General features: G+C 45.7%; 27 protein-coding genes. 11 read left to right on the forward strand and 16 right to left on the reverse strand.

Going from position 1 to position 22,783, the window contains the following annotated elements:
- Window positions 1-14: 14 nt before the first annotated feature.
- Genes crcB through FD977_RS08395 form a run of 4 tightly spaced genes read right to left on the reverse strand, consistent with a single transcriptional unit; the run spans window position 15 to window position 1,540 of the window.
- Window positions 15-392 (reverse strand): fluoride efflux transporter CrcB, encoded by a 378-nt coding sequence (crcB, locus tag FD977_RS08380; protein ID WP_215304920.1) that lies wholly within the window; start codon window positions 390-392, stop codon window positions 15-17.
- A 9-nt stretch (window positions 393-401) separates the two neighbouring features.
- Window positions 402-1,181, reverse strand: a complete 780-nt coding sequence (gene ygiD / locus FD977_RS08385; protein WP_215304922.1) for a 4,5-DOPA dioxygenase extradiol — start codon at window positions 1,179-1,181, stop codon at window positions 402-404.
- A 9-nt stretch (window positions 1,182-1,190) separates the two neighbouring features.
- Window positions 1,191-1,328 (reverse strand): hypothetical protein, encoded by a 138-nt coding sequence (locus FD977_RS08390; RefSeq protein WP_215304924.1) that lies wholly within the window; start codon window positions 1,326-1,328, stop codon window positions 1,191-1,193.
- Between the two features lie 44 nt (window positions 1,329-1,372).
- The gene (locus FD977_RS08395) at window positions 1,373-1,540 is read right to left on the reverse strand and encodes a hypothetical protein (RefSeq protein WP_215304926.1); all 168 of its coding nucleotides are present in this window, start codon (window positions 1,538-1,540) and stop codon (window positions 1,373-1,375) included.
- A 28-nt stretch (window positions 1,541-1,568) separates the two neighbouring features.
- On the opposite strand from FD977_RS08395, the gene FD977_RS08400 reads away from it, so the two are divergent.
- Window positions 1,569-2,231: a site-2 protease family protein gene (locus FD977_RS08400; protein ID WP_215304927.1), complete on the forward strand. Its 663-nt coding sequence runs from the start codon at window positions 1,569-1,571 to the stop codon at window positions 2,229-2,231.
- 59 nt (window positions 2,232-2,290) lie between these two features.
- Window positions 2,291-2,743: a cytochrome c gene (locus FD977_RS08405; RefSeq protein WP_215304929.1), complete on the forward strand. Its 453-nt coding sequence runs from the start codon at window positions 2,291-2,293 to the stop codon at window positions 2,741-2,743.
- Here FD977_RS08405 and FD977_RS08410 read toward each other — a convergent pair whose 3' ends face one another.
- A complete protein-coding gene (locus FD977_RS08410; RefSeq protein ID WP_215304931.1) occupies window positions 2,744-3,424 on the reverse strand; it encodes a cytochrome b/b6 domain-containing protein in 681 nt (226 codons plus the stop codon). It abuts the gene before it with no gap.
- Window positions 3,425-3,468: 44 nt separating this feature from the next.
- On the opposite strand from FD977_RS08410, the gene FD977_RS08415 reads away from it, so the two are divergent.
- The gene (locus FD977_RS08415) at window positions 3,469-4,674 is read left to right on the forward strand and encodes an MFS transporter (RefSeq protein ID WP_215304933.1); all 1,206 of its coding nucleotides are present in this window, start codon (window positions 3,469-3,471) and stop codon (window positions 4,672-4,674) included.
- 6 nt (window positions 4,675-4,680) lie between these two features.
- Here the strand turns inward: FD977_RS08415 and FD977_RS08420 are convergent, their stop codons facing one another.
- Window positions 4,681-5,622 (reverse strand): 3-hydroxyacyl-CoA dehydrogenase family protein, encoded by a 942-nt coding sequence (locus FD977_RS08420; protein WP_215304934.1) that lies wholly within the window; start codon window positions 5,620-5,622, stop codon window positions 4,681-4,683.
- 84 nt (window positions 5,623-5,706) lie between these two features.
- Between FD977_RS08420 and FD977_RS08425 the strand changes: the two genes are divergently transcribed.
- The 4 genes from FD977_RS08425 (at window position 5,707) to FD977_RS08440 (ending at window position 10,645) form a co-directional block, all read left to right on the forward strand.
- Window positions 5,707-6,636, forward strand: coding sequence for a 2-hydroxyacid dehydrogenase (locus tag FD977_RS08425; RefSeq protein ID WP_215304935.1), 930 nt, complete (start codon window positions 5,707-5,709; stop codon window positions 6,634-6,636).
- A gap of 12 nt (window positions 6,637-6,648) precedes the next feature.
- Window positions 6,649-7,575, forward strand: coding sequence for a dihydrodipicolinate synthase family protein (locus FD977_RS08430; protein ID WP_215304937.1), 927 nt, complete (start codon window positions 6,649-6,651; stop codon window positions 7,573-7,575).
- 29 nt (window positions 7,576-7,604) lie between these two features.
- On the forward strand, window positions 7,605-8,555 hold the full coding sequence (locus FD977_RS08435) for a TAXI family TRAP transporter solute-binding subunit (protein ID WP_215304939.1): 951 nt from the start codon (window positions 7,605-7,607) through the stop codon (window positions 8,553-8,555).
- 77 nt (window positions 8,556-8,632) lie between these two features.
- A complete protein-coding gene (locus FD977_RS08440) occupies window positions 8,633-10,645 on the forward strand; it encodes a TRAP transporter fused permease subunit (protein WP_215304941.1) in 2,013 nt (670 codons plus the stop codon).
- Window positions 10,646-10,723: 78 nt separating this feature from the next.
- Here FD977_RS08440 and FD977_RS08445 read toward each other — a convergent pair whose 3' ends face one another.
- A complete protein-coding gene (locus FD977_RS08445; RefSeq protein ID WP_215304943.1) occupies window positions 10,724-11,857 on the reverse strand; it encodes a mandelate racemase/muconate lactonizing enzyme family protein in 1,134 nt (377 codons plus the stop codon).
- Between the two features lie 131 nt (window positions 11,858-11,988).
- Between FD977_RS08445 and FD977_RS08450 the strand changes: the two genes are divergently transcribed.
- On the forward strand, window positions 11,989-13,428 hold the full coding sequence (locus FD977_RS08450) for a M23 family metallopeptidase (protein WP_251369468.1): 1,440 nt from the start codon (window positions 11,989-11,991) through the stop codon (window positions 13,426-13,428).
- A 63-nt stretch (window positions 13,429-13,491) separates the two neighbouring features.
- On the opposite strand, the gene FD977_RS08455 is transcribed toward FD977_RS08450, so the two are convergent.
- The gene (locus tag FD977_RS08455; RefSeq protein WP_215304945.1) at window positions 13,492-13,932 is read right to left on the reverse strand and encodes a universal stress protein; all 441 of its coding nucleotides are present in this window, start codon (window positions 13,930-13,932) and stop codon (window positions 13,492-13,494) included.
- Between the two features lie 107 nt (window positions 13,933-14,039).
- Here FD977_RS08455 and FD977_RS08460 point away from each other — a divergent pair, with 107 nt between their 5' ends.
- Both FD977_RS08460 and FD977_RS08465 read left to right on the forward strand, forming a co-directional pair.
- Entirely contained in the window at window positions 14,040-14,423 is a 384-nt protein-coding gene (locus FD977_RS08460; protein ID WP_251369469.1) for a DUF2177 family protein, read from the forward strand.
- Between the two features lie 13 nt (window positions 14,424-14,436).
- Complete coding sequence (locus FD977_RS08465) at window positions 14,437-16,074, forward strand: SulP family inorganic anion transporter (protein ID WP_215304949.1); 1,638 nt, start codon at window positions 14,437-14,439, stop codon at window positions 16,072-16,074.
- Here FD977_RS08465 and FD977_RS08470 read toward each other — a convergent pair.
- Complete coding sequence (locus FD977_RS08470) at window positions 16,067-16,798, reverse strand: sulfite exporter TauE/SafE family protein (RefSeq protein ID WP_215304950.1); 732 nt, start codon at window positions 16,796-16,798, stop codon at window positions 16,067-16,069. The genes FD977_RS08465 and FD977_RS08470 overlap by 8 nt on opposite strands.
- Before the next feature lie 65 nt (window positions 16,799-16,863).
- Between FD977_RS08470 and FD977_RS08475 the strand changes: the two genes are divergently transcribed.
- The gene (locus FD977_RS08475) at window positions 16,864-17,619 is read left to right on the forward strand and encodes a helix-turn-helix domain-containing protein (RefSeq protein ID WP_215304952.1); all 756 of its coding nucleotides are present in this window, start codon (window positions 16,864-16,866) and stop codon (window positions 17,617-17,619) included.
- 7 nt (window positions 17,620-17,626) lie between these two features.
- On the opposite strand, the gene FD977_RS08480 is transcribed toward FD977_RS08475, so the two are convergent.
- Genes FD977_RS08480 through ccoN form a run of 7 tightly spaced genes read right to left on the reverse strand, consistent with a single transcriptional unit; the run spans window position 17,627 to window position 22,775 of the window.
- The gene (locus tag FD977_RS08480) at window positions 17,627-17,884 is read right to left on the reverse strand and encodes a hypothetical protein (RefSeq protein WP_215304954.1); all 258 of its coding nucleotides are present in this window, start codon (window positions 17,882-17,884) and stop codon (window positions 17,627-17,629) included.
- Window positions 17,881-18,084, reverse strand: a complete 204-nt coding sequence (locus FD977_RS08485; RefSeq protein WP_215304955.1) for a FixH family protein — start codon at window positions 18,082-18,084, stop codon at window positions 17,881-17,883. The genes FD977_RS08480 and FD977_RS08485 overlap by 4 nt, the downstream gene beginning before the upstream one ends.
- Before the next feature lie 32 nt (window positions 18,085-18,116).
- Window positions 18,117-19,574, reverse strand: a complete 1,458-nt coding sequence (gene ccoG, locus FD977_RS08490) for a cytochrome c oxidase accessory protein CcoG (RefSeq protein WP_215304957.1) — start codon at window positions 19,572-19,574, stop codon at window positions 18,117-18,119.
- Window positions 19,575-19,577: 3 nt separating this feature from the next.
- Window positions 19,578-20,501, reverse strand: coding sequence for a cytochrome-c oxidase, cbb3-type subunit III (gene ccoP, locus FD977_RS08495; RefSeq protein ID WP_215304959.1), 924 nt, complete (start codon window positions 20,499-20,501; stop codon window positions 19,578-19,580).
- Window positions 20,498-20,665 (reverse strand): CcoQ/FixQ family Cbb3-type cytochrome c oxidase assembly chaperone, encoded by a 168-nt coding sequence (locus tag FD977_RS08500; RefSeq protein ID WP_046330648.1) that lies wholly within the window; start codon window positions 20,663-20,665, stop codon window positions 20,498-20,500. Before FD977_RS08500 ends, ccoP begins: the two co-directional genes overlap by 4 nt.
- A gap of 5 nt (window positions 20,666-20,670) precedes the next feature.
- Window positions 20,671-21,321, reverse strand: a complete 651-nt coding sequence (gene ccoO / locus FD977_RS08505) for a cytochrome-c oxidase, cbb3-type subunit II (RefSeq protein ID WP_215304961.1) — start codon at window positions 21,319-21,321, stop codon at window positions 20,671-20,673.
- Window positions 21,322-21,332: 11 nt separating this feature from the next.
- Window positions 21,333-22,775, reverse strand: coding sequence for a cytochrome-c oxidase, cbb3-type subunit I (gene ccoN / locus FD977_RS08510; protein WP_215304963.1), 1,443 nt, complete (start codon window positions 22,773-22,775; stop codon window positions 21,333-21,335).
- Window positions 22,776-22,783: the final 8 nt, after the last annotated feature.

Consider the following 22,783-nt stretch of genomic DNA (forward strand, 5'->3'; position numbering starts at 1 on the left):
CTGGATACGCAAAATTACTTCAGCGCTTGGTAAGTCAGAATACCCAAAAAGGTTAGACAGAGTGAGCCAAATAAATGTAAGAGCGCAGTACCTAGCGCCCAACTCACTTCGCCACGCTGCATAAAACCGACCACTTCAGCAGAGAAGCTGGAGAAGGTGGTGAGGCCACCCAAAAAACCCGTAATCACAAATAGCTTCCATTCAGGAGAGAGGCTTTGGTTATTGCCAAAAAAGGCTATAGCAATTCCGATGAAATATCCGCCAACCATATTGGAAATAAAAGTTCCCAATGGAAGGGTTGAGGCAATACTGACTGTTGCCAGGTTAAAGCCTGCCCTTAGTAAAGCACCAAGACCAGCTCCAAAAAAAATTGCAAGAATGGATAGCCACATATTAGATATTTATTGGATTGAGAAAGTAAGCATGCTAATGGAGCCCATTTCTACTCCATCAATTAATACCTTAGGAGCCTCACCTTGCTCTTGCAGAGCAAGCGCATATAAAGCAGGCCAATAATGCTCAGGGGTTGGGATAGATAAATGTGCGGCATCACCGCACTGCTCCCAATGAATTAAATTGTCGTGATGATTGGCGCGCATCTCAGAAACAAAAAAATCATTGAACTCTCTAGCCCAGGGATAAGGTGTTGCACCCTCCTCCCAATGAATAGTGCGCAGGTTATGCACAATATTACCGCTAGCCAAGATTAGGATATTCTCGTCACGCAAAGGTCGTAATTTTTTAGCAAGCTCGTAATGCTCATTGGCAGACATGGAGCCATCTAGACTCAGCTGCACTACCGGCACATCTGCATTTGGATAGAGGTATGTCAGAACAGACCATGCGCCATGATCAATACCCCACTCGTTCTCCTCAAGCACTACGGGAATATCTAATAATTCTTTTACGCGATCTGCCAGCGCAGGACTGCCAGGCGCTGGATACTCAATATCAGACAGGACTTGCGGAAATCCGCCAAAGTCATGAATGGTTTTGGGTTTTGGCATTGCAGTAACCCACACTCCGCGGGTTACCCAATGGGCCGAGATGACCAAGATGGCATCTGGGCGTTTAAGCGACTTACCCAGATTGGCCCAAGCAGCCGTATAGCGATTGGGCTCAATGGCGTACATCGGACTGCCATGACCAGCAAATACTGCAGGTTGGCGATGGCTAGTCATTAATGCAGATTAGCCGAATACGTAGCCAGTGTGAGCCGCAACCAATGCAAACAAAATAGCCAAGCTAGTGGCAGCTGCCAACATCACGATCAAGGTGATGATTTTCTTATTGATTTCTTCTTTCGACTCTTTATGCCATTCGTTCATGCTAAACCCTTATTAATCACATTATTTGATAGTGCAATTATCCACTATCGGCCGCGGCCAGCCTTGCGCATCATGGCTTTTCCGCCCCCAAAGCCTGCCTGAGGCCTGCCGCCAGGACCAGATGGGCCTTTTGGGGCTGGTGGACGGGCTACTGGCTTAGCTGCTGTGGGCTTAGCGGGGATTTTTGATTCAGGTTTTTTATCTTCAGTCACTTTAAGCTCCTATGGATATCATATTGTCATGATTACTGACTATTCTATCCAAGCCGTCGCCATTAATGCGATTCCTTTGATTTTTGCCATCACCATTCATGAGGCTGCCCATGGCTATGCAGCCCGGAAATTTGGTGACAATACCGCTTACATGCTTGGGAGAGTCACCCTTAACCCCATTAAACATATAGATCCTGTGGGCACTATCCTCATCCCCCTGCTGTTGATTCTGAGTGGAGCTCCTTTTTTAGTCGGCTATGCCAAGCCAGTACCAGTCAATTTTGGGCGTCTACGTAATCCCCGAATTGACTCTATCTGGGTAGCCCTAGCTGGCCCAGGCTCTAATTTCATTCAAGCCCTCATTTGGGCCATCTTCCTGATCATCCTCTTTGGTTTTGGAGTGAATGAACGGTTTCTCTTGGCCATGGCCCAAGCGGGGATCACCTGGAACTTAGTCTTGCTGGTGTTCAACCTCTTCCCTCTGCCCCCACTAGATGGTGGTCGTATTTTGGCGAGCTTATTACCAGCACGACAATCCATCGCCTTTGGAAAACTAGAGCCTTATGGATTTTTTATTGTTCTGGCCCTCATCTTTACGGGCGTCATTGGCAGCTTTTGGATGGAGCCCTTGACAGCCTTTTTTAAGAGTGTTGTTTACGTTGTCACACTCCCCCTACAAATGCTTTTCTGAAGTATTCTAAAAATCCGAATTGATCGGCAGTACCCCACTGACCTCACTGGAGCTTAACTATGAAACTAAAACAGGTAATTTTGGCCGCCATCGTACCCACACTAGTAGCTGGAACAGGCATTGCTTATGCGCAATTTAAAAAACCAGATGACGCTATTAAATATCGTCAAAGTGCTTTTACTGTGATGGCCAATTCCTTTGGGAAAATTGGTGCGGTTGTTAAAGGTGAGGCGCCGTTTAATAAAGATGAAGTGGCAAAAGATGCAGCAGTGGTTGCAATGATCTCGACTCTGCCATGGCAAGCATTTGGTCCAGGCACTGAGGGTGGTAATGCACTCCCAGGCGTATGGTCAGATAACGCTAAATTTAAAGCGGCTGGAGAGAAAATGCAGTTAGCTGTTGCGAGCCTCAATACTGCTGCGCAGTCAGGCGATCAAGAGGCAATCAAAAAGGCTTTTGGTGCAGCAGGCGCTACCTGCAAAACTTGTCATGATGACTTTAAGAAAAAGTAATCAGCTAGTAATGAAGTAGTCCAGAGTTACCGCAATAAGGCTGAGCAGTAATAGCGCAAAGCCTCTTTGCCAACTTCCATCCTTGGAAGCATGACCCAAGTCTGCAGAGAGATTGATTTCTGTTTCGCTTGGGTCAATTTCTTTATCGCCCACCAACATGGGCTTGATTAAATTCTCACCTTTGAATTTTTGGTAATACAGGATTGCGCACAGATGCAGTGCAATCAAAATCATTAAGACTATTTCATTCTGACGGTGAATGGAAGTTAGCAGCTCAACTGTTCCACTGGAAACATATTTTGCAAAAGGTCCTTCGAAGGCAATATCGTCATTTGCAAAAAGACCGGTTGCTGCTTGAAGGCTAACTGAGAAGAGTAAGGCCAGCACAGATAAAGCACCTAAGGGGTTATGACCTAATCCTGCTTTGGCTTTACCCATTAAGAAATGTATTAAGCCTTTTGGGCTAGGTACAAAATGAATAAAGCGTGCATGGTAAGAGCCAACAAAGCCCCACACAATTCTGAAGATAATCAAGCTGAGCACGCAGTAGCCAGAAAGCGCATGCGAACTCATGGCATTACCGCCAATCTTGACAGTGACAAAACTCAGAATAATGCCGACCACCAAAAGCCAATGAAACAGTCGAATCGGCAAATCCCAGACACGGATGGTTTTCTTCATATCTAAAGGATAAATCACTACCCCCTTTAGAATAAGAAAAATTCATGAAAACTAGCCAAGCCTTCAAAACTCTGCTGCTCTACCGCATAGGCGCAACCCTGAGCTATCAAATCATGATGGTTGCAGTGGGTTGGCATATCTATGAGATTACCAATAGCGTCATTTCCCTTGGTCTGATTGGTCTTGCGGAACTCATTCCCTACTTTGCATTAGCCCTCTATGCTGGCCATGCAGTAGATCGCCATTCTCGAAAATGGATCGCTGCGATTGCTTGCACCTTTCACATTGCCGTTGCCTTGTTTCTAGTTGCAATAGCTCTTGACTGGTTGGCCCCGCCCGTTCCCTTGATTTATTTAGCGGTAGCTTTTTTAGGTTTAGCTCGTGCACTATTGCGCCCTTCTTATCAAGCCATCTTTGGACAAATTATTCCCCGAGATCAAATGCCGCGCTATACCGCTTATGCATCCTCTGCATTTCAGATTTGCGTGGTAACTGGGCCGGGTCTAGGCGGACTCATGATTGGATTTGCTGGGTTGGAGTGGACCTATGCTCTAGCTGCGTTGAGTGGAGCAATCGGCCTCTATGGAGTGAGCTTCATTCGCATAAAACATGAAAAGTCAGAAGGCATGAGCAATGATTTCTTAAAAAGCTTTTTGGAAGGTTTTCATTACGTCCGAAAACACGAACTGATTGTCAGCATCATGCTGCTCGACATGTTTGCTGTACTTTTTGGCGGCGCAGTATCGATACTCCCCGCCTTTGTTAAAGAGGTTCTCAATGCTGGTCCTGAAACCCTAGGAATTCTGAGGGCAGCGCCAGCAGCTGGAGCCGTGATTACAGGCCTTTACTTAGCGCGTCGACCCCTACTAGAAGATTCGGGGAGGCATTTATTGTTATCAGTCAGCGGCTTTGGGATTGCCATTATTGCCTTTGGACTTTCTAACAATCTTTGGCTGTGTGCACTCTTCTTATTTATCTCTGGTTGCTTTGACTCTATCTCGGTAGTCATCCGTGGCAGCATTATGCAATTGACTACCCCAGATCAGATGCGGGGCAGGATCAGTGCGATCAATGGGATATTTATTGGCTCCTCTAATGAATTGGGGGCACTTGAATCTGGAATTGCAGCCAGTCTGATGGGACTTGTTCCATCAATCGTATTTGGAGGAGGAGCGACCTTGCTGGTTGTCTTGCTGACCTACAAGCTTGCGCCTCAACTAAAAAACCTTAATCTCAAAGACCTTACCTAGTTAACCTCAGTCAATCTTAGGCAAATCTTTTTGAATAATCTTCAGGCCTTCACGTAAGGCCTCCTGGTAGCGCTCTCGCTCGGCCTTCATGGTCTCTGCAGTCCAAGAATAAAAACCTTCGCCTGTTTTCATACCCAGCTTGCCACTAGCGATACGATCACTTAAACACTTGGCAATATCCGGGGAGTTATTGAGAGTTGGGTAAATTGTTGCACCGCCGGCACCATGCACATCAAGTCCTGCATGGTCTCTCTGCATTGCAGGTCCTGCGGCAATATAACGAAAGCCAAAGCCAAAGCGAACGGCCTTATCGATATCTTCTAAGCTAGCAATGCCGGCGTCGACCATGGCGAAAGCTTCACGCGATAAGGCATGCTGTAAGCGATTTGCCAAGAAGCCTGGTAAATCTTTTTTCACGGCAACGGGAACCATACCGCAAGCCGTCATCAAACGAGACAGACTTTCGCCCACCATCGGCGAAGTCTTTGTACCATAGACCACTTCAACGCAAGGTACTAAGTGTGCAGGCATGAAGAAATGCAAGCCAATCATTCGTGCCGCTGTTTTTAGTCCCGCTGAAATATCACTAATTGGAAAGCTGGTGCTATTGCTCGCCAAGACCGCTTCTGGTTTTGCATACTGCTCTAGCTTGGCAAATAACTCTTGCTTAATATCCAAGCGTTCAGGCACGCATTCAATTACCAAGTCGATTTCAGACCAATCTATCTCTTCCAAAGAACCAGCTGTCGAGAGTAAATGTAAGCGGTGCTCATAACCCAGATCGATCATGGTGTTGGCAAAATAATCCGGTAAAAGTGCACGGCGCTCGGTCGTAGGTTCCAGCACCTGAACCGCACAACCCCCGCGTGCACAAACCGCCGCTACATCAGCACCCATAGTGCCGCCACCAACGATGATGACTTTAGTTTCAGATGGGGTAAATAACATCTCAATTTCTCCTTCGGGAACAAGATAAGGATCACAAATCCTCTTACAATGCCCTCATTATTCCAATAAAAAAGTAAGTGAGACATGATTCCAGTCAATTCAGTGCTGCAGGTCGGGCAATTTCCTGAGGTAATGCAAGCGGCAGTTGACCGGCGCATTAGCCCGGTTCGCTTTCCCGACCTCAAGGCCGATCTACCACCAGGCTCTTTTGAGAGTATTTTGATTCGCTCAAACACCCAGCTACCCGCCCAATTACTCGAGAAACTCCCGACGGTAAAGATGGTGGCCACTTGTGGCGTAGGTTATGACAATCTTCCCCTCGATTACCTGAAGGCCCATGGAATCAAAGCCAGTAATACCCCAGGCGTGTTAAATGACGCGGTTTGCGAGCTAGCCATTGGCATGCTCTTTGGCTTATTACGTCGCATTCCCCAGGCTTACGAGTTTGTTAAAAGCGCTGCCTGGTCCAAGGGTTTATTTACCGTCACCACCACGCTTGCTGGCAAGCAGGTCGGGATTGCAGGGATGGGTCGCATTGGACAAGATCTAGCAAAACGTTTAGAGCCGTTTAAGGTGAATTTGGCTTACACCGGCCCAACCCGAAAAGAGCTGCCTTACGAGTACTTTCCTGATATCCAATCGTTAGCAAAGGCCTCTGATGTTCTGTTTCTTGCTTGCCCTGCCACGCCAGAAACAGAAAAAATGATGAATGCTGAAGTCCTAAAGGCTCTAGGTCCACAGGGCTATCTAATCAATATTGCACGCGGTAGCGTAGTGGATGAGGCTGCACTTTTAGTTGCACTGCAGCAAAAATGGATTGCCGGGGCAGCGCTTGACGTATTTGAAAATGAACCTAATCCAAACCCCGAGTTCTTAAATCTCGATAATGTTCTATTAACTCCGCATATTGGCAGTGCAACCTCCGAAACGCGGCAATTGATGACAAATTTAGCAATAGATAACTTAGAAGCTTTCTATAATAAAAGACCACTTCTGACTGAAGTAAAAAATTAAAACGGAGCAAGTATGACAATGACCTTACACCCCTCAACACTTCCTGCGGTGCTCTCGCCTGTATTGACTCCGTTTAAAGCTGACGGCAGCCCAGATACACAAAAATTACTCAAACAATGCCAATGGCTCGAAGCCAATGGTGTTGGCCAAGCAATCTTCGGCACAAATTCAGAAGCCAATTCCATCTCAGCTCCACAAAAAATGGATACGCTATCAGCACTCGTTCAAGGCGGCCTGAATCCCGCCCATATGATGCCTGGCACTGGCGCCACTTCGATTGATGCCACTGTCACAATGACCCGTCATGCCGTTCAGCACAAATGTGCTGGCGTATTGATGCTGCCTCCGTTCTATTACAAAGATGTCACAGATGATGGTTTGTTTGCCTTTTACTCAGAAGTCATTCAAAAAGTGGGTGATGCTGGTTTACAAATTTACATTTACAACATCCCGCCAGTTACCAAGATTAATTTGAGTCTCTCTCTTTTAGAGCGCCTTGCAAAAGCCTATCCAAAAACAATCGTTGGCATGAAAGATAGTTCTGGAGATTGGGCTTATACAGAATCCGTGATTAAATTATTGGCCCCATCCGGTTTCAGGGTTTATGCTGGTAGCGAAGTCTTTCTCATGCGTACCTTGCACGCTGGTGGTGTAGGCTGCATCTCTGCCACAGCTAACGTAAACCCTAAAGCGATCGCTCAATTAGCAGCCCATTGGCAAGAATCTGATGCAGATCAACACCAAACCGCTCTAGATCAAGTACGCTCGATTTTTGCTCAATATCAAATGATTGCTGGTATGAAAACTGCAGTTGCGCATTACAGTAAGGATTCAGAGTGGTTGCGTGTACGCCCACCACTCATGCAACTGAGCGCAGACCAGCAGGCAAAGTTATTGGGCGAGCTACAAAAAATAAATTTCAGCATGCCGGGCCTTTGATTACCAAGCCACATAACAGGAGACAAAAAATGAAGCTTATAAAAACAATTGCCGTATCTATCACGATGCTGTTCGGTACTGCACAAGCACAAAACATTTCTATCGCAACTGGCGGTACTGGTGGCGTTTATTACCCAATGGGTGGAGGCTTAGCCTCAGTCTTATCCAAGCATGTTCCAGGAATGTCAGCAACTGCTGAAGTGACAGGTGGCTCGGTTGATAATTTAAAGCTCGTCGGCACTGGTAAACCTTACGTTGGTTTCGCAATGGCTGATGCTGCCAAAGATGCTCAAGATGGTGAGGATAAATTCAAGGGTAAGCCAGTAGATTTACGTAACCTACTCATACTGTATCCAAACCTCATGCACGTTGCTACCGTGGAATCTACTGGCATTAAGACCATGAAAGATCTCAAAGGTAAGCGCATCAGTACAGGCTCACCAGGAAGCGCTACTGAAGTAATGGCCTTTCGCTTGTTAGAGGCTGCAGGGCTGGACAAAGATAAAGACGTCAAGCGCGAGCGTTTGAGCGTTGCAGAATCTGTCAATGCTGTCAAAGACCGCAAGATTGACGCTTTCTTTTGGGTAGGCGGATTACCAACTGCTGCCGTTACCGACTTAGCAAATAGTCCTGGCATGAAAATTGTCATGATTGACACTACTGCTGAAGTTCCTGCTATGAATAAAAAATATGGCAATCTTTATTTCCCAACCGTAATTACAAAGCAAACTTATAGCGGTATGGAGAAAGACAATAAAGTTGCAGCGGTTGCCAATCTTTTGGTTGTGAACGCCTCGATGTCTGATGCAGAGGCATACAAAATTGTTAAAGCTATTTTTGATAATCAGCTTGAACTTGTCCGCTCACATGCTGAGTACAGAAATATCAAGTTAGAGAACCAAAAAGCAAATGCCTCACCAATTGCCTATCATCCAGGCGCACTCAAGTACTTTAAAGAAAAAGGTATCAAAGTAAACTAAGCCATATCGGGGTGAGTTAATCTCACCCTTTTGCTTTAGGGCTGTATGTAAATATAAAAAAATAGACTGATAAAGACATGAATCAAAATGTAATTGATAACGAAACCCAAGCAAAATTAGATGCCTTCATTAAGCAAGAAGAGGGTGACTCTAATGACTACAAAGGTCTGCTAGCTATATTCATTACGCTGGTGGCAATAGGTATGTCTTTATTTCATCTATATGCAGCCTATTCGATTGTTCCAACACATCAACTCAGAGTCATCCACGTTGCCCTAGTCTTGTTTTTAGTGTTCTTAAGCTTTCCTATTGCTGCTCGTTTTAAAAACCAGTTGAAATTTTGGGATGTTTTATTTGCCATATGCTCAGTTGCTATCGCCTATTACATTCTGGCAGGCGGCGATGATCTCATGGATAGAAACACCGCCCCAAACTCTACTGATGTCATGGTTGGTATCGCTCTCATACTACTCATCCTTGAGGGCGTGAGAAGAACCAACGGTATGGTGCTCGTCACCGTTACTGTACTTTTCTTGTTATATGCTTTCTTTGGCAACTACCTGCCCGCCCCTTGGACTCACAAAGGTTATGACTTAGATCGGCTTGTGGGTTACATGTACATGAGTCTTGAGGGCATCTATGGCACCGCAGTCGACGTCTCTGCAACCCTGATTATTCTTTTCACCATCTTTGGTGCCTTTTTGCAATTCACTGGCGCAGGAAAATTCTTTATCGACTTCTCTTTTGCCGCAATGGGCGGTAAATCATCTGGGGTAGGTAGAACGATTGTTTTATCCTCCTTCCTCATGGGTGGCCCATCAGGATCCGGTGTTGCAACTACCGTAACAGTCGGCTCTGTCGCTGCACCGATGCTTGATAAAGTAGGTTACGAAAAAAATGCCGCAGGTGGTCTTTTAGCTGCAGGTGGACTTGGTGCGATCATCTCACCACCAGTATTAGGAGCGGCCGCCTTTCTGATTGCCGACTTCCTCAAAATTTCCTACTTAGATGTGTTGCTCATGGCAACCATCCCTACGATTCTGTTCTACCTCGGTTTGTTTGTCATGGTGGAAATCGACGTACGTAAGTACGGCATGAAAAATATTCACTTTCCATCCGCGGAAAGCGCCTGGCAGTTAACCAAAAAATATTGGTTTCATTTTTTCTCTTTAATTTCTATTGTAGTTTTTATGATGTTTGGCTTCTCGCCAGTGATGTCAGTATTTTGGGCTACCGTTGTATCTGCACTGTCTAGTATGTTGCGCGAAGATACCGCGATCATTCCATGGGCCTGGTTTAAAGGTAAAGAACCCATTCTCTCTGGTCTCTACAATTCCAGCTTATCTAAGGCGCTCTCATCTGGCTCTACAGGCGTATTGGCAATTGCAGCAACCTGTGCGGGTGCGGGTCTCATCGTAGGTACCGTTACCCTCACTGGTCTGGGTCTCAAATTTAGCTCCATCGTGATTCAGTATGCGGGAGGTTCACTATTGCTAACGGCCATCTTTACAGCATTGATTGTCTGGATCGTCGGCCTTGCAGTACCAGTAACGGCCTCTTACATTATTTGTGCTGTGATCGCTGCGCCAGCACTCATTAACTTAGGTGTTCCCGCATTTGCCGCACACATGTTCATCTTCTATTACGCCGTACTTTCAGAGGTATCACCCCCAACTGCACTTTCTCCTTTTGCAGCAGCGGCAATCTGCAAAGGCAATCCCTATAAGACAACGCTACAGACATGGAAATACGTTGCCCCAGCAATTTTGGTGCCATTTATGTTTGTCCTCGATGAATCGGGTGTGAGCTTGCTCCTGATGGGATCTACCAGTGCTCTAGAGCAGGCTGACTGGATGCAGATTGCCTGGATTTCATTTACTGCTGTAGTTGGCATCATTTGTTTGGCTGGCGGCTTGCAGGGTTGGTTTATTGAAAAGACCAAAGTCTTTGAACGCGTCATCATGGTGATTGCTGGTGTGGCACTTGCCTACCCATCTACTGAAGCTGACATTATTGGATTCGTCGGATTTGGCTTGGTATTAATTACCCAGTCAATCACCCACTTCAAACTGAATCCTAAATCCACCTAAACCTTTTTTAAGTAGTTCAAGATCATAAAAAATCCCGCCTCTTGTGCGGGATTTTTTATTGCCGAGAATTTAAATACTTTAAATAATCTTTGTCCAAGCAGCCTTACCAGCATACTTTTTGATAGCACTTTCATCAAACTCAAATCCTAAGCCTGGCGTCTTATGCAAAATCAAGTCGCCATTCTTGAAGGTGAGCTGCTTATTAATCAATCTGCGGAAGTTCAAGACCTGATCATCCAAGAAGAATTCCACAAAACGCGCATTTGGGGTTGCTGCAACTAAAGGAGCATGCAGATCATGCATCCAATGCGGGCAAACAATCACGCCCTTTAAATCTGCGTAAGCAGAAATACGACGCCACTCCGTGATACCGCCACAGACTGCCGCATCAGACTGCAAAATAGCGACGCCACCAGCTTCAATGAGCTCTCTAAAGCGCCAGCGTCCAGCCTCCATCTCACCAGTAGCCACGTTGATCTTGGTTTGACGGGCCAGGGCCGCATGCAGATCAATAGCATCTGGGGAAAATGGCTCCTCGATCCAATAGGGGTTGTAAGCCTCAAAACGACGTATGTATTCAAGAGCAGTCGGCAGGTCGCGCCAAGCATTATTGGCATCTAGGGTAAGCAAAACGTCCTCACCTACGGCCTTACGAGCAGCTTTAACCCGTGCCTCCTCTTCTCTTGGTGAGAGGCGCCCTACTTTCATTTTGACAGCCTTAAAGCCCTGTTTTACGTAGGATTCCATTTCTTTGCCCAACTTGGCGGGCGTTTTACCATCCAGATAGTAGCCACCGCTGGCATAAGCTGGAACGCGATCATCTACGACAGATCCTAAGTATTGGTGAAGAGGTAATTTCGCAGCACGGGCATTTAAGTCCCAGAGTGCCGTATCGAGAATGGAGATGCCACGCATCACCGCACCAGCGCGCCCTTGCAAAATAGACTCGTTATACATGTCGATCCACAGACCTTCGCTGCGGTGACTATTTTGACCAATCAGTTTTGGGGCCAGCAATTGCTCAACTGCAATCTTGGCAATATCTCCACCCGCACTGCCGACATAACAAAATCCAATACCCTCATTACCATCCTTGCCACGTACCTTGACCAAGCAATAGTGCCGCTCTGAAACCGTTCTAGTGGAAAAGGAGGTGACCTTATCTAGGGGCACCGCTACTGCAGCAACTGATACTGACTCAATAATGGGCATGAAAATTCCTTTAGCGAAAAATTAATTGTATCTACAACTTTTGCTACTTTCCTTGACCAACTTCAACAGAAAATTGCTGCACTACAACATAAAAAACGGGGAGCTTGGCAACAATATCGGATAATTGAGCGGTGAAAAAAATAGCGAGCCAATTGCCTTACTTATTGAAAAACGTCATCAGCGTTTTTGGACTCTCACTGATCGTATTCGTTTCTAGTACGCAAGCTCAACAAGCAAGTTCAACGAGTAAAACTAACAAAACCCCTCAGGTAAAGCAAAAAACGGTCAGCACTAGTAATAAGCAGGCCGGTATTCAGCTGAAAGAAAATTCACTCAATCGCTCTACCAAAAGTATGAGCTTAAATCCTGAATTGTTTAAACGGATTGAGAGTGCGGATAGCAATGAAAGTGGTGCGAATCTGGACTATCGCGTCCAGCGTGGTTGCTTGCGTCGGAGTTTTGGCGAAGAGAATCTTCCCGCAACTCTAGGTTTACAAAACCGAGACTTCAATGATTTCTTCAAATCTCAAACTAAAGGTTTTTTTAATCGGATGCGGGGCAATTGCATTCCTTATGCATTAGCCCTTGGTAACCGTAACCGCTTTGAATCCTTGAGCGTAATGAATGGCCCACTTCAGGATGCGAAGACTGAGATTTGGACTTTTACACCATCAGCAGCAGGTAATTTTTTAATTCAGCAGGACTACCTCAGAGAGGAGTCCAAGCGCTTTACGGAAATTCAAATAGCTCTGAGTGCTGTTTTATATGACCCCAAAAAAGTGGGTGATAAATTACCCGTTGAACTGGTTTGGGAGTTGAACTCCATCATTAAGCAAATTTACCCCGAAGAAAATAATGCGCTTGAAAATACAAATAGCATTGTTCGCCTGATTGTGGATTTTGGCGACAAGGAACGTTGGGCTCAAATTTGGGCGGTAGAAATCATTGAACCATCCTCCAGCGAAGTATTTGCCAGCGCTTTTTGGGTTGAGAGAAGCGATATCCCTGGGGGTTTTTATACTGCCAGTGGAGAATCGATTGAACGCACCTTCTGGACTAATCCCCTGAGCTATCGACGCATCTCCCGCGGGGTTGGTAGTGTCAGAGCATCAAGCAAAAAAGCTGCGCCACCAAAGAACAGTAGCGCTGTTGTTGCCGCCCCCAAGCAAAGATATCGCACCCATATGGGAATTGATTATTCTGCGCCAATTGGGACGCCAATCTTTAGCGTAGCCACAGGCAAGGTAGTGCATTTGGGTTATAGCGGCGCGTTTGGCAATCTCATCATTCTGGAGCATCCCGGAAACTACCGCACTTACTATGCACACTTGAGTAGCTACAACGCAGAACTGGAAGTAGGCAATGAAGTACGGCGTGGCCTTGAGATTGGCTATGTCGGATCAACTGGACGCTCCACCGGCCCCCATCTCCATTTTGAATTGAGAAAGGATGGGGTCTATGTTGATCCCTATGCAGTCAAAACCCAGCTGGATTTGTGGAATATGCGCGATAGCGATAGTGGATTACTCACTCGAGAAATTCTATTGCTGGGTTCGCCACCCATGAATTAGGAGATGCAAATCAGCAATTGAAAAGGGGCCCATAAGGCCCCTTTATTTTTTAATGCTTAGGTATTAACCAAGCACCAATACTGGCATCTTGGAATGCACAATCACCTCGTGCGTTTCGCTACCTAGTAAGACGCTCTTAATACCGGCCCGCTTGTGTGAGGCCATCACAATCACATCAGCTTTGGATTTCTTAGCAGCATCCAAAATACCCTCTGATAAATTGCTATTAGAGATATGAAGGCTGCTTGCTTTTACGCTAGCACCCAATAACAGAGAGGCCTTTTTAAAGACATCTGCGGCATAAGCTTCGCAGACCTTCTTATGATCTTTTTGAGAAATTCCGTAACCCATCGAGCTATCGGAATACACCATCGGCGGCATTGGATCAGAAACATAAAGCAATGTCACGGCAGCTTTATCGGCCTTTGCAAGCTCAGCTACCTTTTTTAAGGACCTTTTACTCACATCTGAACCATCGACTGGTACTAATAAGTGCTTAAACATATTTAACTCCTGTTAAATTAACCCTAATACCTTTCATTCCATCATAGTCTTTATTGTTCAACTGTAAAAGCATAAAAAAGGAAACTAAATTGCTCAAGTACTTTGCAGTGTATTTTTCGTTCCTCTTAACACTGATCATCATTGATTTGATTTGGCTGCTTGGCATTGCCAGAAACCTCTATCGTGACGAAATGGGCTCACTCATGGCTAGCGAGCCAAAATTGTGGGCAGGACTGGCTTTTTATCTCTTATATGCGCTTGGGGCATCGATTTTCGTGATCTTTCCAGCAATCTCAAAACAGTCTTGGGTGTATGCAGCGCAGTATGGCGCCCTATTTGGTTTCTTTTGCTACATGACTTACGATCTCACCAATCTCGCAGTGATTCGTGACTTTCCCATGCGCCTGGCATTTGTAGACATTGCCTGGGGATCTGCTGTTACTGCACTATCCGCAACCATTGCCTACTGGGTTGGCAATCGGATGGCTTAAGAGCCTTTCGCACATGCGTTTTTTTCACCCCAAACTACTTGACTCCCTTCAGGGTTATAACGGCGCCCTTTTAAGCAAAGATGTTTTAGCAGGCATTACGGTTGGAATAGTTGCGCTCCCATTGGCAATGGCATTTGCGATTGCTAGCGGACTCAAGCCAGAAGCTGGCATTTTTACCGCAATTATTGCTGGCAGCTTAGTTTCCGTCTTGGGCGGCAGTCGCGTGCAAATTGGTGGACCAGCTGGCGCATTCATCGTCATCGTTTACGGCATTGTTGAGCACTATGGCGTTGCTAATTTGCTTCTAGCGACTGTCATGTCTGGAGTCTTTTTATTTCTCATGGGGCTCTTTAGGCTAGGGGCATTAATTCGCTTTATTCCAGTAGCAGTCATTATTGGTTTTACCAACGGTATCGCTGTGCTAATTGGACTATCTCAAGTAAAAGAATTTTTTGGCCTTCAAATTGCCAAAATGCCTGCTGAGTTTTTTCAAGCAGTCCAAACTCTGTATGCTGCTGCCGACACGGTTAACCCTGTTGCCCTCATGCTTTCCAGCGGAACTCTCGCCTTTTTAATTACTTGGCGAGTCTTTCAAAAACAGCTTGGACATCTTAGTCATCTACCGGGTACCGTCATTGCAATGGCTGTGGCCACCATAGTGACGAGTACATTTAACCTTCCAGTAGATACCATTGGCAGTCGTTTTGGCGGCATCCCCTCTGGTCTGCCGAGTTTTGAATGGATTCCCATTAGCTGGGGCACCGCACAATTTGTGATTGCACCTGCAATTACTCTCGCTCTACTTGGGGCGATTGAATCGCTACTGTGCGCCCGAATTGCTGATGGGCTGATTCATGATCGTCATGAGTCCAATCAAGAGCTGATGGCTCAGGGTGTTGCTAATGTAGTCACCCCATTCTTTGGTGGTATGCCGGCTACAGGAACGATTGCCAGAACGGTTACCAACATACAGAGTGGGGGGAGTACTCCAATTTCTGGGATCATTCACTCAGTAACTTTGCTAGTGATTATTTTATTTGGAGCTCCGCTAGCAGAAAGTATTCCTTTGGCTAGCCTAGCCGCCATCCTGATGTTTATTGCTTGGAATATGGGTGAATGGAGAAAGTTTGCAGACCTCAAGCAATTTCGCCTACCTTATCGCTTAACGATGTTGAGTGTATTTTTTCTGACTATCGTGTTAGACCTCACCATTGCAATACAAGTGGGCTTACTACTTGCATTCATTACCTTCATTTACCGCATCTCAAGTTTGTCGCGCTATGAGCCGGTCAATCTCACTGATTTTCCAGAGCTAAAGCAGCATCAAGGAAGGATTGCTGCATTCAGAATTTATGGCGCTATCTTTTTCGGCGCAGTCAAAATTCTGGAGAACATTGAAAACGAATTGCCCTCACAAGTATTGATACTTGACCTCAAGAATGTGATCTATATCGACGTTTCCGGAATAGATGCGGTGCTTGAACTTGAAGTAGTTTGTAAAAATCGCAACATCACGCTCATGATTTGTGGGCTAGCCCATCAACCCTACGAGATGGCCACTCGAGCGGGTCTCTTCGAACGCATACCTGTCGATTGCATCTATCCAGATTTGAAACACGGCATCGCTAGAGCAATCAATCGCATTAACTGATACAGAAACCGTCCTTCAGTAAAGCGTCCGGCAAATACCAGGCGCGATAAAGACCCAATAGTGCGGCTGACAACAAAAGACCTGCAGCAATGTATCTCACCAAAGCATATTGACTCAGTTGGGCTAGAGCCGCTGAAAATTTTGAAATCAGCAATAGGTTAGGTAAAGTACCCAAGCCAAACGCCAGCATGAGCGCTGCACCTGTTAAGACGTCCCCCGATAAAAAAGCGAGCGGTAAAACGCTATAGACCAAACCACAGGGAACCAGACCCCATACCATCCCACTAAACCAGCGGGATGAACGGCCTGTGAAACCCCCTAAATATTGAGCCCAATAAGTAGCCATTCGTGCTCCAAGCCACTTTCCAAGAAACAGAGGACTACTTGACCTCGGACGTAAAAGACGCAAACCCATCACTAATAAAAGGAGTGATGTAATGGCAAATAAAGGACGCTGAATAGGCACGATATTTTGCTGCCAAAGAATTGCGCCTGCCCATGCAGCCAGGCCACCAAGCAAAGCATAGGTCATCAAACGTCCAGAGTGCATGACGAGCTGAAGATAAAAGAGTTCAGACTTACTTTGCAGTGGGGCATAAATCACTTCATTGGAGTTGCCTTGACGCTCAACTGCTGCAGCAATACCGCCACACATCAAAGCACAGTGCCACCCACTGACTAAAGCGCCCAAGAAGACCGCCAATAGAAGACTGGAAGTCAGCATTCGAGAGAAATATTAAAATTGCACATTATCCGAGTAGAATAAACCGATCTGGTAAATGATCTAATATGAATTACACCAACTCAGATGTGCCCAGTGGCAAATGCTCAGTCTGTGTACTAGGTCAGTTTTGCTTGCCAGTGGGTGTTAGCTCATCGGACATTGCCAAGATTGACACCCTCGTAAAAGAGCGGGTTCACCTACAGAAAGGTGAAAGTCTCTACCGCCACGGTGATCCACTTTCTGCGGTCTACAGCATTCGTTTTGGCACTCTCAAGACTGAGTATGGTTTAGAAGATGGGCGTCAACAAGTCATCGGCTTTCATCTACCTGGCGAGATCTTAGGACTTGATGGTATCGGAGACGGTAGCTATCAATCTGAAGCAATTGCCCTAGAAGACAGTGAGGTTTGTATTATTCGCTATGAGGCATTTGAGGATTTGGCACTGCAAATTCCGGCACTGCAAAAGCAATTTCACCGCATTTTGAGCCGCGAACTCACACAAGATCAACGTCACCTACTCTCACTCGGTAGTTTGCGCGCTGAGGAGCGTTTAGCAACCTTTCTACTCAATCTTTCTCAGCGTCTGGCTGCACGAGGCTATCTCAATAATGAATTTGATTTGCGCATGAGTCGCGTAGAAATTGGCAGCTATCTTGGTATTCAGATTGAAACGGTGAGCCGAATGCTCTCACGCTTTGCAGAATCAGGACTTATTCAAATTAAACAACGTCATATCAAACTCATTGACATGGACGGACTGCATGAACTGGCAGGCACCTCAAACCCTGAACGCACAGTTCAGATCAAACCTTGTATCTAGTTAAAGCCTATATCAAGCTTTTATCCGAGCCCTTAGCATCAGCATGAATTCCCGGAAGAATATAGGCTGTAAGCGCGCTCGAAAATGAGCAAAAGATCCAAATAACAAAAAATCCAATAGTGTAAATACCCTCATCAGAGATATTGGGGTGATGACCAAAAAACAATATCTCAGCAGGATGCACAATGCTAAAGAGGAGACCTTCGGCCAAGATAGAGACCAAGAATGAAGGCCACATAATCCAGATGAATAGGCGGTACTTCATTTGCGGTCCTGCTCCACTTTAAGCTGCTCTACTTTGAGTCCTTGCTTCACCACACCATCTCGCACTGGCTTATCTGAATAGAGATTGACCGCTAAATAAATAGTAATCACACAGCCAATAGCAGCAACTGCTGGACCACTAATTAGCAACCAAGGCCAAAGCTGTTTAAACCAAGGCTTATTCGCTTCATGTTCTGACATATTTATCCTCTCTCTATCATTCGCTATACAGCTTAGCGAGGAATAATAAAACTAGATTTTTCATCACGGACTCTGGTAATGAACTCCTTACCGGATACCTCTTGTCCAATCACATCAAAGTGAATTGGGTAATTACCAGGCTCATGCATACCCACAGTAGTACTTACTTTTACCGGTATCAACAAATTACTGGCCGGGCCTACTGCAATCTCTGTAACTAGCTCTCCTTGAGAATTGAGTATTCTTAAATCAGATAAACCACTTGCTTTGAGCTGTACGTTCATACTACTTTCTGATGCATTCATGATCTGAATGCGGTAGATATTTTCGATACGCAACCCATCTACTTCGCGAGCTAATGCACCTCGATCACGCATCACATCGACCCTGAGGGGGTTGCGAGTAAGTAATGAGATTAGGAAGGCACTGGTAAGTACGGTAATAAAGGCAATGTAGATCAAAACACGTGGTCGTAAGATATGACGCATTGCACTTTGATTGGTTTGTTTTTCTTCAATAGCTCGCTCGGTTGTATAGCGAATCAAGCCTTTTGGATAATCCACCTTCTCCATTACTTGATCGCAAGCATCAATACAGGCGCCACAACCAATACACATATATTGCAGGCCATCACGGATATCAATGCCGGTTGGGCAAACTTGTACACAAATACTGCAATCCACGCAATCACCTAGACCGAGATTTACATGATCCGCTATCTTATTACGACTCCCTCGTGGCTCGCCACGAACCTTATCGTAGGTAACCAAGAAAGTATCCTTGTCGACCATGACACTTTGAAAGCGTGCATAAGGGCACATATATTTACACACTTGCTCGCGCATGAAACCCGCATTACCCCAGGTTGCAAAGCTATAAAAACATAACCAAAAGTTTTGCCATGGTCCCAAAGAAAGATGCAAGATGGAGGCGCTGAGGGTTTCAATTGGAGTGAAATAGCCAATAAAAGTAAACCCAGTCAGGAAGGCTATTAAGAGCCACAGAAAATGCTTAGTAATTTTGAGGCGCCACTTACGGACACCCCAAGGCCAATCTTCACCATCTAAGCGAATACGGGCAAAACGATCCCCCTCAACTTGACGCTCGATCCACATAAAAATTTCGGTATAGACTGTTTGGGGACAAGCGTAGCCACAAAATAATCGACCCGCAATGGCAGTAAATAAAAAGAGGGCCAATGCAGAGAGAATTAACAGGAGCGTGAGATAAATTACGTCCTGTGGCCACAGCACGAGGCCGAAGATATAAAACTTACGCTGAATTAAATCAAACAGTACTGCTTGACGACCATTCCAACTAATCCAAGGCAGACCATAAAACAATAATTGCGTTGCAAATACCAAAATGAGACGCCAACGAGCAAATAAGCCACTTACAGATCGCGGGTAAATCTTTCGCCGGATCTCGTAAAGAGATTGCTCAATCACATCTATCGGAATAGGCTTGCCTACCGGCGAATGATCTGACACTGATTACTTAGCTGCAGCCGTCTTGTTGTTGGACAAACCCCAAACATAAGCCGTCAAAAGATGAATTTTTTCGGGGCTCAACACCTTATCTTGAGACGGCATCATAGCCATTCGGCCTTTAGTGAGAGTCTCAACTATGGTTGCCTCTGATCCACCATATAGCCAAGTCTTATCAGTTAGGTTAGGTGCTCCCATGGCAATATTGCCTTTACCGTCTGCACCATGACAAGCTACGCAATTGGATTTAAATAATTCTGCGCCACGAGCAACTTTTGCATCATCAGCAGGCAAACCAGACAGACTGCGAACATAGTTGGCTAAATCTACAATCTGCGCAGTCTCGAGATGTCCATATGCTGGCATCACTCCATTGCGTCCATTAATGAGAGTCGTCTTAATATTTTCAGGAGATCCGCCGTAAAGCCAGTCACCATCCGTTAAATTTGGAAAGCCTTTAGAGCCGCCAGCATCTGAACCATGGCACTGAGCACAGGAGTTTAAAAATAAACGCTGACCCATTTGACGTGCCTTGGGATCTGCAGCAACTTCCTCAATATCCATCTTCACGTATTTAGCGTATATGGGCTTTAACTCATCATTTGCTTCTGTCATTGAACTCATTAAAGCGCCGTCAGTGGTGTAGCCAACTACCCCTGGGAATGAACCCAAGCCCGGAAATAAAACTAGGTAGACCAAGGCAAAGATGCAAGATAGTAAGAACATCCAGGCCCACCAGCGTGGCAATGGATTATTAAGTTCGCGCAAATCACCATCCCAAACATGACCCGTATCGGCTACTGCACCGTCTGCGGTATGGATTACCTTGGCTTTACGTTGTGAAGCTAGAAGCCAAATACACCAAACAATACCGACTAATGAAACTAGCGCAATGTAATTACTCCAACCGCTATTAAAAAAGTCACTCATGATTTGTCCTTACTAAATTCATCTGGGAGATCAAATGGCAGTTCGGCTGATTCTTCATTGGCAGACTTTCTACCTGGAGACCAAGCCCACCAAACAATCCCTACAAAAAACGCGAGTCCAATGACGGTCGAAAAAGCGGAGAGATAAGCGGTAATCTGTTCCATTTGATTTATTTCGCCACAACTTCATCAACCATGATGTAGCGACGATTGATACCTAAACCTTGAAGGTAAGCAATCAAAGCATCCTCTTCAGTCTTGCCTTCTAATTCCTTGGGGGCTTCTGCAATCATGTCATCTGTGTAAGGAACACCCAAACGGCGCATTGCCACCATATGAGCCTGAATCGAGGAAGCGTCGGCAGCACTCTTCTGCAACCAAGGATATCCAGGCATATTGGACTCGGGAACTACATCACGCGGGTTACGTAAGTGAATGCGATGCCAATCATCAGAGTAACGAGCGCCAACCCGAGCTAAATCAGGGCCAGTGCGCTTGCTACCCCACAAGAATGGGCGATCGAATACGGATTCACCAGCTAAGGAATAAGGGCCGTAACGCTCCACCTCTGAACGCAATGTGCGGATCTGCTGTGAGTGACAGCCAACACAACCTTCACGCTGGTAGATATCGCGGCCAGCTAAACGTAATGCTGTGTATGGTGCTACGCCAGGACTTGGTTCAGTTGTTGTGTGCTGAAAAAATAGCGGGACAATTTGCACTAAGCCGGCAATCGACACCACAACGATGGTGGCAACTATTAACCAGCCAACGTTTTTCTCAAGCGTTCCGTGGGAAAAGAATTTATTTTCACTAGACATTTTTCTTCCCCTTAGTGAGCAGTTGCAGAAGTTTGTGGAATGGGGGCATTGACGAATGTTTTACCAATCACTGTCTTGTAAACGTTATATGCCATTAAGAACATGCCGCTTAAGTAACAGAGGCCGCCTAATAAACGAATCACATAGAAAGGATAGGTTGCTTTTACAGACTCAACAAAGCTGTAAGTTAATGTGCCGTCTGGTTCAAATGCTCTCCACATCAAGCCTTGCATTACTCCAGCAATCCACATTGCGGCAATGTAAAGAACCACACCGATCGTAGCGATCCAGAAGTGCACCTCAATTAAGCGGGTGCTGTACATGTCTTTCTGTCCAACTAAACGGGGGATGAGGTAGTACAGGGAGCCAATCGTAATCATGGCAACCCACCCAAGAGCACCTGAGTGAACATGGCCAATAGTCCAGTCGGTGTAATGCGACAAGCTATTGACAGTCTTGATAGACATCATTGAACCCTCAAACGTAGACATACCGTAGAAAGACAATGCCACTACCAAGAATTTCAAGATGGGATCGGTGCGCAATTTAAACCAAGCGCCAGACAAAGTCATGATGCCGTTGATCATGCCGCCCCAAGATGGAGCTAACAAAATAATGGAGAACACAGTACCAAGCGACTGAGTCCAGTCAGGTAAAGACGTGTGTTGTAAATGATGGGGACCCGCCCACATATAGGTAAAGTTCAAAGCCCAGAAGTGGACGATAGATAAGCGATAGGAATAGATTGGACGCTCTGCCTGCTTAGGAATGAAGTAATACATCATGCCTAAGAAGCTAGTTGTTAAGAAGAAGCCAACTGCATTGTGGCCATACCACCACTGCACCATAGCATCTTGCACACCAGCATATGCAGAATAGGATTTCCACATGCTTGCCGGCATTTCTAAATTATTAAAAATATGCAAAATGGCAATCGTCAGGATATACGCGCCGAAGAACCAATTGGAAACATATATATGCTTAGTTTTGCGTTTCATAATGGTGCCAAAAAACACCACAGCATAGGCAACCCAAACCAAAGTGATCAGGATGTCAATTGGCCACTCCAACTCTGCATATTCTTTAGAAGTTGAAATACCTAAAGGCAAGGTTACCGCTGCCAACACAATCACAGCCTGCCAACCCCAGAAAGTAAAGGCCGCTAGCTTGTCACAAAAGAGTCTTGCCTGGCACGTACGTTGCACGATGTAATAGGACGTTGCAAATAAAGCTGATCCACCGAATGCGAAAATGACCGCATTGGTATGCAATGGACGCAAGCGACCGTAACTTAACCAGGGAATATTAAAAGTGATATCAGGCCAAATCAGCTGTGCGGCAAGGACAACTCCCACGAGCATTCCCACGATTCCCCAAAGCACCGTAACGATGGCAAATTGGCTGACAACCTTGTAATTAAAGGTATCTTGATTGCTCCCCACGGTAAGTCCCATGGTTTCTC

Source organism: Polynucleobacter sp. AP-Elch-400A-B2, assembly GCF_018688355.1.
GTDB lineage: Bacteria > Pseudomonadota > Gammaproteobacteria > Burkholderiales > Burkholderiaceae > Polynucleobacter.